The sequence below is a fragment of the Streptomyces yatensis genome, from assembly GCF_018069625.1.
Lineage (GTDB): Bacteria > Actinomycetota > Actinomycetes > Streptomycetales > Streptomycetaceae > Streptomyces > Streptomyces yatensis.
Map to the genome: position 1 here is coordinate 689439 of NZ_CP072941.1, position 14942 is coordinate 704380.

Annotated in this window: 1 protein-coding gene and 1 pseudogene; both read right to left on the bottom strand. The window is 72.9% G+C overall.

The features are described from left to right. Nucleotides 1-117 precede the first annotated feature (117 nt). Nucleotides 118-7029, bottom strand: coding sequence for an SDR family NAD(P)-dependent oxidoreductase (locus J8403_RS02980; RefSeq protein WP_425519746.1), 6912 nt, complete (start codon nucleotides 7027-7029; stop codon nucleotides 118-120). A 139-nt stretch (nucleotides 7030-7168) separates the two neighbouring features. Next, nucleotides 7169-14896, bottom strand: a pseudogene (locus J8403_RS02985) (SDR family NAD(P)-dependent oxidoreductase); the annotation flags it as partial. Between the last annotated feature and the right edge of the window lie 46 nt (nucleotides 14897-14942).

A 14942-nucleotide genomic window follows, 5' to 3' on the forward strand; every position in this document is an offset into this window, starting at 1 on the left:
TTCACTGTGCCTTTCTTCTTCTTGAAGCTCTGGGGGGTGAGGAACACCCGCGACGAGGGCGGACGTTGCCCGAGAGTCCGAGTCCCCCCGGAGGTCTCCGGGGGGACTCGGACTTCATCAGGAGTCGAGGTCTCCGAGCATCATGTCGATCAGGTCGTCGTCGTCCATCGCGTCGATGGAGTCCGTCTCCTTCTCCTCGGCGTTCTTCTCGGCCTGCTCCTTGCCGCTCGCCAGCTCCGTGAGCGTGTCCAGCAGACCGGCGCGGCGCAGCCGCTCCAGCGGAATCGACGCCAGCACGGCACGGATCCTGGCCTCTTCCGGATCGACGTCCGGCTCGGCCGGGCTGTCCGTCGCCACCCGGCCACGCAGGTACTCGGCGAGCGCCGCCGGCGTGGGGTTGTCGAAGATCAGCGTGGAGGGGAGGCGGAGCCCGGTGGCCGAGTTCAGCCGGTTGCGGAACTCCACACCCGCCAGTGAGTCGAACCCGAGGTTCTGGAACGAGCGGTCGGGCTCGATGGACTGGGCGCCGCTGTGCCCCAGCACCATCGCCGCACTGCCGCGCACCAGGTCCAGCAGCGCACGGTCGAGTTCGGCTCCGGAGAGACCGGCCAGCTTCACCCGGGCCGATTCCGGAGCGGCCGCCTTGCCGTCGGCCGCCGCCTTGCTCCGCACCCGGACCACACCGCGCAGCAGGGTGGGGATGTCCGCCTGGCCGCTGAGCGCCGAGGTCTCCAGCCGCATCGGCACCAGCAGGGCGTCCTCGCCCGACCGGCCGGCGTCCAGCAGGCGCAGACCGCCCGCCATGGACAGGGCCGCCATGCCCTCGCGCGCCATGCGCACCATGTCCGCCTGGCTGAGCGTGCCGGTCATGCCGCCGCCCTGTTCCCACGGACCCCAGGCCAGCGATGTGGCGGGGAGGCCGAGGGAGCGCCGGTGTGCGGCGAGCGCGTCCAGGAAGGCGTTGGCCGCGGCGTAGTTGCCCTGTCCCGGGCTGCCGAACACACCGGCGACGGACGAGAACATCACGAACTGCGCCAGGTCCAGATGGCGGGTCAGCTCGTGCAGATTCCACGCCGCGTCGACCTTCGGCTCGAAGACCGCGTCGATCCGCTTCGGCGACAGGGTGTCGATGACACCGTCGTCGAGTACGCCCGCCGCGTGCACGACCGCGGTCAGCGGGTGCTCGGCGGGCACCGCGGACAGCACCCGCTCCAGCGACGCGCGGTCGGCCACGTCGCAGGCCGCCAGCGTCACCGACGCGCCCGCCTCGGCCAGTTCGGCCTTGAGGTCGGCGGCGCCCGCCGCGTCCGGCCCGCGCCGGGAGACCAGCACCAGGTTGCGCACTCCGTGCTCGGCCACCAGATGGCGCGCCACCTCGCTGCCCAGGCCGCCGGTGCCACCGGTCACCAGCACCGAACCCTCGGTGTTCAGGGGGTGGGACATGGTGAACACGTTCTTGCCGATGTGCCGGGCCTGGCTGATGTGCCGGATCGCGTCCGGGGCCCGGCGCACGTCCCACGCCGTCAGCGGGAGGGGGTGCAGCGCGCCGCTGTCGAAGAGGGCGACCAGTTCGACCAGCATCCGCTGGACCCAGTCGTAGTCGGCGACGACCAGGTCGTACGCCTCGTACTTGACCCCGGGGTGCTCGGCGGCGACGACCTCGGGGTCGCGCACATCGATCTTGCCCATCTCCAGGAAGCGCCCGCCCCTGGGCATCAGCCGCAGGGACGCGTCGACGAACTCGCGGGCGAGCGAGTCCAGCACCATGTCCATGCCCCGGCCGCCGGACGCCTCCATGAAGCGCCGCTCGAACTCCAGGTCACGCGAGGAGGCGATGTGCTTCTCGTCGAATCCCATCGCCCGCAGGGTGTCCCACTTGCCGGGGCTGGCCGTGGCGTACACCTCGGCGCCGAGGTGGCGCGCGAGTTGCGTGGCCGCCATGCCCACACCACCGGTGGCGGTGTGCACGAGGATGGACTCGCCCGGCTGCAGCTTGCCGAGTTCCACCAGGCCGATGTAGGCCGTCAGGAAGACCACCGGCACCGACGCGCCCTGCGCGAACGTCCAGCCGCGCGGCATGGGGACGATCTGCCGCCGGTCGGCGATCGCGATGGGCCCGAACGATGCGTTGATCATGCCCATGACCCGGTCACCGGGTGCCAGGTCGGTGACTCCCGGGCCGACCTCCAGGACCACACCGGCGCCCTCGCCACCCATGGTGGCGTGGTCGTCGGGGTACATGCCGATGGCGATCAGCGCGTCCCGGAAGTTCAGACCGGCGGCGCGCACCGCGATCCGGACGTAGCCGGGAGCCAGCGGCGCCTCGGCCGACGGGTCGGGCTGCAGCGAGAGGTTGTCCAGGGTGCCTCCGCCGCTGGTGCCCAGTTTCCACGCGGAGGTGTCGGCGGGGGCCTCGAGCACCCGCCCGGCGGCGTTCCTGGCGAGCCGGGGAATCAGCCCCTGGCCCACCCGAACGGCCACCTCGCGCTCGCCCGCCGCGATGGCGGCCGTCACCAGGCCGGCGGCGGCGGTGGCGGATTCGGCGTGGCGGTCGATGTCCACCAGCACGAGCCGGCCCGGGTTCTCCGTGGCCGCCGAGCGCACCAGTCCCCACACGGCGGCGTTGGCCAGTCCGGCCACGCCCTCGCCCGGGCCGGTCGCGACCGCGTCGCCGGTCACCACCACCAGCCGGGATCCCTCGAACCGGTCCTCCGCCAGCCAGGACTGCACCAGGGCCAGCGCCCGGTGGGTCGACTTCCGGGCGGCGTCGGCGATGTCCTCGGTGTCCGGCGCGGCGCCGCACCAGGCCCAGACCACGTCCGGGAGCGCGGCGCCCCCGTCGACGGCGGCGAGGAGCTCGTCCGTCCCGGCGTACTCGGCGTACTCGACGCCGGAGGCGGCGAGCAGTTCGCCCGCCCGGGCCCGGTCGGCGCCGATGACCGCCGCGGACACACCGTCCACGGTGAGGCTGCCGCCCCGCGCGGCGGGGAACACATCCCAGTTGGCCCGGAACAGCGTTCCGTCGCCGCCGCTGGAGCGCGGACCCGAGGCGAACCGCTCGGGCGCCACCTCGCGCACCACCAGCGACTCCACCGAGGCGACGGGCTCACCCATGGCGTCGGTCACCAGCAGCGCGACCGTGTCCTTGCCCTGCGGGCGCAGCCGCACCCGCACCCGTCCGGCGCCCACCGCGTGCAGGGTCACCCCGGTGAAGGAGAACGGCAGCGTCACGCGCCCGCTCTCGCCGCCGAAGTCGCCCATCTCCATGGCGTGCAGGGCGGCATCCAGCAGGGCGGGGTGCAGGCCGAAGCGTCCGGCGTCCTGGGCCGCCGAGTCCGGCAGCGCCACCTCGGCGTAGACATCGCCGTCCAGCCGCCAGACCGACTCCAGCCCCTGGAAGACCGGCCCGTATCCGTAACCGACCTGGGCCAGGCCCTCGTAGAAGCCCTCCATCGGCACCTGCTCGGCGCCCGGGACGGGCCACTGCAGCAGGCTGTCGGTGACCGCGGCTCCGCTGTCCGCCTCGAGGACACCCTGGGCGTGGCGCACCCATTCCTCGCCCGGCTCGTCGCTGTCGGAGCGCGAGTACACGCCGAGCGGCCGTACCCCGGACTCGTCCGTGGGGCCGACCACGAGCTGGACGCGGACGCCGCCCTGCTCGGGCAGGAGCAGCGGCGTCTCGAGGGTGAGCTCGCCAAGCCGTCCGGCCCCGGTCTCGGTGCCCGCGAGCAGGCCCAGCTCCACGAACCCGGTGCCGGGGAAGAGCACTCCGCCGGCCACGGCGTGGTCGGCGAGCCAGGGGTGCGTCTGCAGGGAGAGCCGCCCCGTCAGCACGGTGCGCTCGCCGTCGGCCAGTTCGGTGAGGCCGCCGAGCAGCGGGTGGTCCACCCGGCCGAGGCCGACGCTGCGGGCGTCACCGGTCACGGCGCCGCCCGCCTCGAGCCAGTACCGCTTGTGCTGGAAGGCGTAGGTCGGCAGGCCGACCCGGCGGGCGCCGCGCCCGGCGTACACCGCGTTCCAGTCCACGCCGACGCCGTTGGTGTAGAGGGTGGCGACGGCCTCCGCCAGCGTCTGCGCCTCGGCGCGCCCGGCCCGGGCCAGGGGCACGAACGCCGCGTCGGCGTCGATGGCGTCCAGGCAGTCCTGGCCCATCGCGGTGAGCACGGCGTCGGGGCCGAGCTCCACGCAGGTCGTCACTCCCTGGGCCGCCAGGGAGCGCATGCCGTCGTCGAAGCGGACGGCTTCACGCACATGGCGGACCCAGTACTCGGCGGTGGCCAGTTCGTCGCCGGCCACATCGCCGGTGACATTGGAGATGACCGGGATCGCCGGGGCCGAGTACGCCAGGCAGTCGGCGAGCTGGCGGAACTCCTCCAGCATGGCGTCCATCCGGGGGGAGTGGAACGCGTGGCTCACCCGCAGCCGCTTGGTCTTGCGGCCCTGTGCCTCCCAGAGGCCGGCGAGTTCGAGCACCGCGTCCTCGTCGCCCGAGAGCACCACGGAGGTGGGACCGTTGAGCGCCGCCAGCGACACCTGGTCCTCGCGGCCCTTCAGGCTCTCCAGGACCTCCTGCTCCGACGCCTGGACGGCCACCATGGCGCCGCCCTCGGGCAGTTCCTGCATCAGCCGCCCACGGGCCGCGACCAGGGCGCACGCGTCCTCCAGGGACAGCACCCCGGCGACGTGTGCGGCCGCGATCTCGCCCACCGAGTGCCCCATCAGGAAGTCGGGGCGCACACCCCAGGACTCCAGCAGGCGGAACAGCGCCACCTCGAAGGCGAACAGCCCGGCCTGGGTGAACATCGTCTGGTTCAGCTCGTCACCGGACGTGTTCCCGGCGTCGGCGGCGTCGTCCTCGGGGCCGAACACCACGTCGAGCACGGAGGTGCCGAGGCGGACCTCCAGATAGTCGCAGGCCTCGTCGAATACGTCGGCGAACAGCGGGTAGGTCTCGTAGAGTTCCCGGCCCATGCCCATCCGCTGGGCGCCCTGGCCGGTGAAGAGGAAGGCCACCCGCTGCGCCCTGGACCTGCCCAGCACCAGGCCCGGCGCGTCGGTGTCCTCGGCGAGCGCCGCGAGTCCCCGCAGCAGCCCGTCCCGGTCGGAGGCCACCACCACGGCCCGCTGCTCCAGTGCGGCACGCGTCACCGCGGACGACCATCCGACGTCGACCGGGCTCGCGTCGCGGTCGCGCACCACGTGCTCGCGCAGCCGCGCGGCCTGCGCCCGCAGCGCCTCCTCGCTCCTGGCGGACACCAGCCACGAGATGGGCTGGGACGCCGTCTCCTCGAGGTCGGCGTCGTCGGGCGCGGAGACGGGCTCCTGCGGCGGGGCCTGCTCGATGATGGCGTGTGCGTTGGTGCCGCTCATGCCGAACGAGGAGATACCGGCACGGCGCGGCTGCCCGTTCTGTGGCCACGCGCGCTGCTCGGCGAGGAGCGCGACGCCGCCCGACGCCCAGTCCACGTGCGGGGTCGGCACCTCCACGTGCAGCGTCTTGGGCATGATGCCGTGGCGCATGGCCATCACCATCTTGATGACGGCACCCGCACCGGCCGCCGCCTGGGTGTGGCCGATGTTCGACTTGAGGGACCCCAGCCAGACCGGCTCCCCCTCCGGGCGGCTCTCGCCGTAGGTGGCCATCAGCGCCTGCGCCTCGATGGGGTCACCGAGCGAGGTGCCGGTGCCGTGCGCCTCGATGACGTCGATCTGGTCCGCGGTCAGCTCGGCGTTGGCCAGTGCCTGCCGGATGACGCGCTGCTGGGAGCGCCCGTTGGGGGCGGTCAGACCGTTGGAGGCGCCGTCCTGGTTGACGGCGGTGCCACGGACGATGGCCAGCACCTCGTGGCCGTTGCGCCGGGCGTCCGAGAGCCGCTCCACCAGCAGGACGCCGACGCCCTCGGCCCACGACGTGCCGTCGGCCTCGGCGCCGAACGCCTTGCAGCGCCCGTTGGAGGAGAGCCCGCGCTGGCGGCTGAAGAGGATGAAGTCACCCGGGGTGGGCATGGTGGCGACGCCGGTGGCGAGCGCCAGGTCGCACTCGCCCTGGCGCAGCGAGTGCGCCGCCTGGTGCAGGGAGACCAGCGACGAGGAGCACGCGGTGTCCACGGTCCACGCCGGGCCCTCGAAGCCGAAGGTGTAGGCGATGCGCCCGGAGGCGACGCTGCCCGCGATGCCGGTCAGCGCATAGCCCTCCAGGCCGCTCTTGGTGCTCTGGAGGTGGGGTCCGTAGTCGTGGTGCTCCGCGCCGGTGAAGACGGCGGTCCGGCTGCCCCGCAGCTTGGTGACATCGATACCGGCCCGCTCGAAGACCTCCCAGCTGGTCTCCAGCAGCAGCCGCTGCTGCGGGTCCATGGCCAGCGCCTCGCGGGGCGATATGCCGAAGAACTCCGCGTCGAACTCGGGGGCGTCGTGGATGAACCCGCCCTCGGTGGCGTAGCTGGTGCCGGGCTGGTCCGGGTCCGGGCTGTAGAGCGCCTCCAGGTCCCAGCCGCGGTCGGTGGGGAACGGGGTGATGGCGTCGACGCCCTCGGAGACCACCTTCCACAGGTCCTCGGGGCTGTTGACGCCGCCGGGGAAGCGGCAGCTCATCCCGACGATCGCGATGGGGTCGTCCGAGCCCACGACGGCACGCGCGGGAGCGGTGTCGTCCCCGGCGACGGGGAAGATCTTCCGGTGGAGGTGGTCCACCAGCTCACTGGGCGTCGGATAGTCGTAGGCGAGCGACACATCGAGGGTGAGCCCGGTGGCGGCGACCAGCCCGCGGTGCAGATTGACCGCCGCGAGCGAGTCCAGCCCCAGGTCGAGGAACGAGCTCTCCGCGTCGAGGGTACGCGGTGACTCCGACCGCAGCGCCGCGGCGACGTGTGCGTGTACCAGGTCGAACAGGACCCTGCGCTGTTCGAGGTCCGGCAGTTCCCTGAAGTCCGGTGCGAGTGAAGGAAGTTCGCCTGGGCTCTCGCCGCAATCCGGCCCAGCCTGGATTCCGGACTCGCCTGAGTCGCTGGACCCGCGCAACATGCTGCTCACCTATCTCCTGCTTTGTGGAAAAACCTTGTGGCAAAGCTGTGCGCCGCGCTGAACGCAGCATCGGCGTGGGCGCCCGCCCGGCACTCGTCGGTGCCGGGCGGGCGCGTGGCCGTTAGAGGTCGGCCACCCAGTCCTCGACGGCCCGGGCGGTGGTGTCCGCGTAGTTCTCCATCATGGTGAAGTGATTTCCGGGCACGTCGATGACGGTGTCGGCGGGCCAGTCGGCCTGCCATGTCTCCGCCGGCGCGTTCGGGTCGGCCGACACCTCCGACGCACGAAGGTGGAGGCTGGGAACCGAGATCTCCGGCGGCTTCCACCCCTCCATCAGATGCGCGTACCAGCCCATGGCGGACATCCGGACGCCCTCCATGGAGACGACCTCCTCCCGCTCGTACATTTCGTCCAGCCAGGCGTCCGCGACTCCCCCGCCGAGCCTGGTGGTGTACGGAAGGTAGGTGTCCATCAGGACGACTCCCGCGGCCGGTGTGCCCTGGCTCTCGAGAGCGGCGGCCACCGAGTGGGCGAGCATTCCTCCGGCCGAGGAGCCGCACAGGACGATCGGGGCGCCCTCGGCGTACTCGGCGACGACCCGCGCCTGCAGGCGGAACAGCGCGTCCAGGTTGGCCGGAAGGCTCTCGCCCTCGACCGACCCCACGGTGTGAAGGGCCGCCACGTCCCGGTTGCCGCGGAACGGTGCGGCGAACCGCGCGTACTGGTGGACGCCGCCCAGCGCGACATGGGAGGCGAAGCACATCAGCCGGGGACGCCCGGGACCCCGGGAGAGCCGCGCGGGCCTGATGTTCCCCTCGAAGTCGGCCGGGTCCTCGAAGGTCGGGCGGAGCTTTGCCGCGCTCACCAGCAGCTCCATGCCGATGCTGGACTTGCCCTGCTGGGCCGCCAGCCGGTAGAGGGAGCCGAGGGTGTCGGGCGCGCTCCCCTGGGGTGCCGGGGAAGCGGGCTCGGCCACGGGCGCGGCCGGTACCGCGGCCGGAGCGGTCTGCTCCTGGATCTGGCCGACGGCGGGGGCGGACGCGATCTCGGCCGCGAGCCGGGGGCGCAGATGGGCCACCATCTCGCCCGGGCTCGGGTAGTCGAAGACGACCGTGGTGTTCAGCCTGAGGCCGGTGAGGGCCGCCAGCTGATTACGGAATTCGACCGCCGTGAGGGAGTTGAAGCCCATCTCCATGAACTCATGGCCGGTGTCGATGTCGTTGGGTGATGCGAACCCGAGCACCGCGGCGGCGACGGTACGCACCATTTCCAGAAGAGCCTCGTCCCGCTCGGACTCCGACAGCCCCGCCAGCCGTTGCCGCAGCTGGGTGGGCTGGTCCACCTCGGACTCCGCCGCCCGGGCCGAACGCCGGACAGGGGCTTCCGGGACGACGGGTCGGAACACGGCGGGCAGCGCGGCGCCCTGCGCGCGCAGCGCGGCCACGTCCAGCCGGGCGGGAATCACCACGGCCGTGCCGGAGGTGACACCGGCGTCGAAGAGCTCCAGCCCCTCGTCGGAGGTGAGCGGCGCCAGACCGGTGCGCGCCACGTCGTTCCACGTCGCGTCCAGCCGCCGGACCTCGTAGAGATCGCTCAGCAACGGGCTGGGCCGGCCCGCGGTGAACGCGGGAACAAACCGTTCCCAGTCCACGTTCACGACCGTCACCACACCGTCGTCATCCGCTATGACGCGCTCCAGACCGGCCATCGCCGGCTGTGGCGCCAGCCGGGGCAGCCCACGCCGCTCCAGGTGCTCGCCCTGGTCGTCCCCGGCCGCCATGCCGATCTCGGCCCAGGGGCCCCAGACCACGGAGGTGCCGGCGAGTCCCCGCCCGCGGCGGTCCTCCACCAGCGCGTCCAGATAAGCGTTGGCGGAACTGTAGGCGGACAGGCCGCCACTGCCCCACAGACCGGAGATGGAGGAGAAGACCACGAACGCGTCGAGCTCCCGGTCGCCCAGCAGCGCGTCCAGGTTGACGGCACCCGCCACCTTGCCCGCCACGAGGGTGGCGGCATCGGCCAGGCCGGTCTCCAGCAGAGGCGTCCCGCCGGTGGCGCCCGCCACGTGGACGACCCCCGTCAGCGGATACTCCTCCGGCACCGCGTCCAGCACCGCGGCCAGCTGCTCACGGTCGGCCACGTCGCAGGCCGCCACGGTCACCCGGGCACCCAGCTTCTCCAGCTCCTCGCGCAGTTCGGCCGCGCCCGGCGCCTCAGGGCCCCGGCGGCTGGTCAGCACCAGGTGCTCGGCGCCCTTGCCCACCAGCCACCGGGCCACCTCACCGCCGAGCCCGCCGGTGCCACCGGTGACCAGCACCGTGCCGCGCGGGCGCCACGGCGTCCCCTGTGCGACGGGCGGAGCCGAGCGCACCAGACGGCGTACGAAGACACCGGAGCCGCGCACCGCGACCTGGTCCTCGCCGCCCTCGACGGACAGCACACCGGCCAGCCGCGCCGCACCGCGCTCGTCCAGCGACGCGGGCAGATCGACCACACCGCCCCACAGCGGCGGCAGCTCCAGCGCGGCCACCCGGCCCAGCGCCGACACCATCGCCTGTATCGGGCTGGTGAGCCGCTCCGAACCGTCCACCGAGACGGCCCCTCGCGTAGCGCTCCACAGCCGGGCCGGAATCCTCGCCTCGACCATGGCCCGCACCAGCACCAGGCTCAGCGCGTAGCCGTTCGGCATGGCCGGGTGCCCCGGGCAGGGCTCCTCGTCCAGGGCCAGCAGTGAGAGCACACCGCCCAGTTCGGGGGCCTGTCCGGCCACCTCGCGCAGCCGCTCGGCGAGCACGCTCGCATCGAGATCCCGCTCGTCCAGCACGACCGAGACCACCTGCGCGCCGTGCCGCTCGAGCCCGGCGACGACCTCCGAGACCAGCTCGTCCCCGGCGCGGGACGCCGGAACCACCACCGGCCAGGTCCCCGACAGCGACCTCCGGGACGGGTCCGGGACCGGCTTCCACGACACCTGGTAGCGCCAGTTGTCGATCATCGCCTGCTCGGACCGTGCCCCGTCGGCGTCCTGGGCCCACCGGCCCCAGGCCAACGAGACGCCCGGCAGTCCCCGGGCGCGGCGCCACGACGCGAGGCCGTCCAGGAACACGTTGGCCGCGGCGTAGTCGCTCTGTCCGGTCGCGCCGAGCAGACCCGCGGTCGCGGAGAACAGCACGAACGCCGACAGGTCCATGCCCGCGGTCAGCTCGTGCAGGTTCCAGGCCGCGTCCACCTTCGTCCGCAGCATCGCGCTCGCCCGCTCGCGTGTCAGCGAGGCGAACAGCCCGTCGTCGAGCACCTCGTCCGCATGGACCACGGCGCTCAGCGCGAATTCCTCGGGCAGCGCGGCCAGCACCGCGGCAAGCGCGTCACGGTCCGCGGCGTTGCACGTGGTGACCACCACCGTGGCGCCCGCGGCCTCCAGTTCGGCCCGCAGTTCGGCCGCGCCGTCCGTCTCCGCATCACGGCGGGACAGCAGCACCAGCTTCGTGACACCGTGCCGGGCCACCAGATGCCGGGCCACCAGACCGCCCCGGGCGCTCGTGCCCTCGGTCACCAGCACGGCGCCGGAACCGAAGACCTCCGACTCGGGAGCGTCACCCGTGGGCAGGGCGCGGGCCAGCCGTGGCACGCGGACCTCGCCCGAACGCACCACCACCTGCTCCTCACGAGTGGCCAGCAGCCCCCCGAGAAGTCCCACCGCACGCTCGACATCATCCGTGTCGACCAGCACCACCCGTCCGGGGTGCTCGGACTGCGCCGACCGCACCAGACCCCATGCGGCCGCACCCGACAGGTCCCCCACACCGTCGCCGGTGTCGACGGCGCCCTTGGTCAGCACCACCAGCGGGACGTCCGCGAACCGGTCGTCCGCCACCCACGACTGAACGGTCTCCAGCACCTCGGCGACCCGGGTGTGGACCTCGTCCACCACATCGGAGCCACTCGACGCGACCGGCAGTACCACCATGCCGGGCATGCTCGTGCCCGCCGCCACGGTGTCGCTGAGCGCCTCGGTGTCCGGGTACACATCGGCGGGGTAGAAGCCCGCCGCCTCCAGAGCGCCGCCCACGCCGAGGCAGTCGTCGACCAGCACCGCCCACCAGCCGGGTGCCACGCCCTCGGCGGGCTGGGCACCGTCCGCCGTCCACTCCATGCGGAACAGCGCTTCACCGGCGGTCCGGCTCATGCTCTGCAACGCGGCGGCCTGCATGGGCCGGAAGAGGAGGGAGTCGACGGTGGCCACCGGGCGGCCCGAGGAGTCGGCCATGGCCAGCGACACGGCCTGCCGTCCGTCCGGGACGACCCGGACCCGCAGCGCCTGGGCACCGACGGCTTCCAGGGAGAAGCCCCGCCACGAGAACGGCATCAGATTGCCCGCGCTCGGTGCGTCGTCGCCGCCGCGCAGCGCGTTGTTCGCGCCGATCGCCTGGAGGGCGCCGTCGAACAGGGCCGGGTGCAGACCGAAGTACTTCGCCACGCCGAGCTGGTCCTCGGGCAGTTCGACGTCGGCGAACACCGCGTCGCCGCGCTTCCAGGCGCGCCGCAGGCCCCGGAAAGCGGGACCGTAGTACAGCCCGTGCTCCTCGGCGTGCTCGTAGCCGCCGGAGACGTCGACGGGCTTGGCGCCGGAGGGCGGCCACTTCGCGAAGTCGAAGGAGGCCGCGGGCGCGGGCGGGGTGAGCGCTCCGTGAGCGTGCTGCACCCACGGCTGCTCGAGGTCGGCGCTGTCGTCGGCCGGCTCCAGTCGCGAGTAGATGCTGACGTCGCGGCGGCCGGAGGCGTCGGCCTCCCCCACCTCGACCTGGATCTGCACCCCTCCGCGCTCGGGCATCGCCAGCGGCGCCACCAGCACCAGCTCATCGACCCGGCCGCAGCCGACCTGGTCCCCCGCCTGGGCGGCCATCTCCGCGAAGGCCGTTCCGGGCACCAGCGCCACGCCTTGCACCGCGTGGTCGGCGAGCCAGGCGTGAGTGGCGATCGACAGCCGCCCGCTGAGCAGCACTCCGCCGCCGCCGGCCAGCGAGGTCGCGGCGCTCAGCATGGGGTGCGCCACCGCGCCGAGGCCCACCGATCCCACGTCGCCGCCGGCCGCCATCCCGTCCAGCCAATAGCGCTGACGCTGGAAGGCGTAGGTCGGCAGATCGACCCGGCGGGCGCCGTGTCCCGCGAACACCTTGGGCCAGTCGACACCGACGCCACTGACGTGGGCCTCGGCGGCGGAGGTCAGGAACCGCTCGGTTCCGCCCTCGTCGCGCCGCAGGGTGCCCATGACCACGGCCCGCGCCTCGGCGGCCTCCACCGTCTGCTGCACCGGCAGGGTCAGCACCGGATGCGGGCTCACCTCGATGAACACGCTGTGGCCCTCAGCGAGCAGGGTGCGCGTCGTGGACTCCAGCTCGACGGTCTGCCGCAGGTTGCGGAACCAGTACTCCGCGTCCAGACCCGCCGTGTTCATCACCTCGCCGGAGACGGTCGAGTAGAACGGCACCTCGGAGGAACGCGGCGCGATGCCCGCCAGGACCTTCAGCAGCTCCTCGTGGATCGCCTCCACATGGGCGGAGTGCGAGGCGTAGTCCACCGGAACCCGGCGGACCCGCACCTTCTCACCCTCCAGCTGCGCGACCATCTCGTCCAGCGCACCCGGGTCACCCGAGACCACGACGGAACCGGGGCCGTTGACCGCCGCGACCGAGATCGCGCCGTCCCAGGGGGCGATGCGCTCCTTGACCTCATCCGCCGGCAGTCCGACCGACACCATGCCACCACGACCGGCCAGACCGGCGGCGATCGCCTGCGACCGCAACGCCACCACCTTCGCGGCGTCCTCCAGCGAGAGCGCACCCGCGACACAGGCCGCCGCGATCTCACCCTGGCTGTGGCCCATCACGGCATCCGGCTCCACGCCCACCGAACGCCACAGCTTCGCCAGCGACACCATCACGGCGAACAACGCCGGCTGGACGACGTCCACCCGGTCATAGCCGGGGGCGCCCTCGGCACCGCGCAGCACCTCGGTCAGCGACCAGTCCACATGAGCGGACAGGGCCGTCTCACACTCGCCGATCGCCTCCGCGAACACCGGCGAGGACTCCAGCAGCCCCACCGCCATGCCCATCCACTGCGCACCCTGACCGGGGAAGACGAAGGCGGTCCTGCGTCCCTTCGCGGCCTGTCCCCTGACCACGCCCGGGGTCACCTCGCCCTCGGCCACGGCGTGCAGGCCGCGCAGCAGGCTCTCGCGGTCCTCGCCGATCACCGCCGCGCGGTGCTCGAACGCCGACCGGGACGCCGCCAGGGAGTAGCCGATGTCCGCCACCGACGCCGTCGCGAGCTCGTCGTCCTCGGCGGGGCCCTGAGCTGTCAGACGGGCGTACAGCCGCTCGGCCTGCGCCCGCAGCGCGGCCTCGCCCTTGCCCGAGAGCAGCCAGGGCACGACGGCGGAGGCGACCGGGTGGGGAGCCTCGGCCCCGGATCCGTCCGGCTCCGGCTCCTCGGCCTCGGTGGCCTGCTCGATGATGGTGTGCGCGTTGGTCCCGCTGATCGCGAAGGAGGAGATCGCCGCCCGGCGGGGCCGGTCCGTCTCCGGCCAGGGCCGGGCCTCGGTCAGCAGCTCCACGGCCCCCGCCGACCAGTCCACATGCGGGGTCGGCTCGTCCACGTGCAGCGTCTTGGGCAGGATGCCGTGCCGCATGGCCATCACCATCTTGATGATCCCCGCGACACCCGCCGCCGCCTGCGCGTGGCCGATGTTGGACTTGATGGATCCCAGCCACAGCGGCCGGTCCGCCGGCCGGTCCTGGCCGTAGGACGCGATCAGCGCCTGCGCCTCGATCGGGTCGCCGAGCGAGGTGCCGGTGCCGTGCGCCTCCACGATGTCGACATCGTCCGGGGTGAGTCCCGCGTTGTCGAGCGCCTGACGGATCACCCTGCGCTGCGAGGGGCCGTTGGGGGCCGTCAGACCGTTGCTGGCCCCGTCCTGGTTCACCGCGGAACCGCGCACCACGGCCAGCACGGGGTGGCCGTGGCGGCGGGCGTCGGACAGCCGCTCCACGAGCAGTACGCCGACGCCCTCGGACCAGTTGGTGCCGTCCGCGGCCGCCGCGAAGGGCTTGCAGCGGCCGTCGGTCGCGAGTCCCCGCTGACGGCTGAACTCGGTGAACGTTCCGGGCCCGGCCATCACGGTGATGCCGCCGGCCAGGGCGAAGTCGCACTCGCCCTGGCGCAGCGCCTGCGCGGCCAGGTGCAGCGTCACCAGGGACGACGAGCACGCCGTGTCCACCGTCACCGCGGGGCCCTCGAGACCGAGGACGTAGGAGATCCGGCCGGAGGTGACGGCGGGCGTCTGCCCCGTCATCAGATGGCCTTCGACCTCTTCGGCCTCGATCGGGCCGGCCGCGCCGTATCCCTGGAACGCGGCGCCCATGAACACGCCGCCGGTGGTGCCCTTGACGGACAGCGGGTCGATGCCGGCCCGCTCCAGGACCTCCCAGGACGCCTCCAGCAGCAGCCGCTGCTGGGGGTCCATCGCCAGCGCCTCACGCGGGGAGATCCCGAAGAACACCGGGTCGAACATGGCGGCGTCGTGCAGGAACCCGCCCTCGTTCACATAGCTCGTGCCCTGACTGTCGGGGTCCGGGTTGTACACCTCCTCGTGCCAGCCGCGGTCCTTCGGAAACGGCGAGAGCCCGTCGGCGCCGTCGGCGACCATGCGCCACAGGTCCTCAGGAGAGCTGACCCCGCCGGGGAAGCGGCAGCTCATCGCGACGATCGCGATGGGCTCCCGGTTCTTCTCCTCCACCTCCCGAAGGCGCAGACGGGTGCGGTGCAGATCGGTCGTCACCTTGTTGAGGTAGTCGCGGAGCTTGGTCTCGCTCACTGGTTTGCCGTCACTTTCTCTACAGTCAGGGTCAGACGCTGGACAA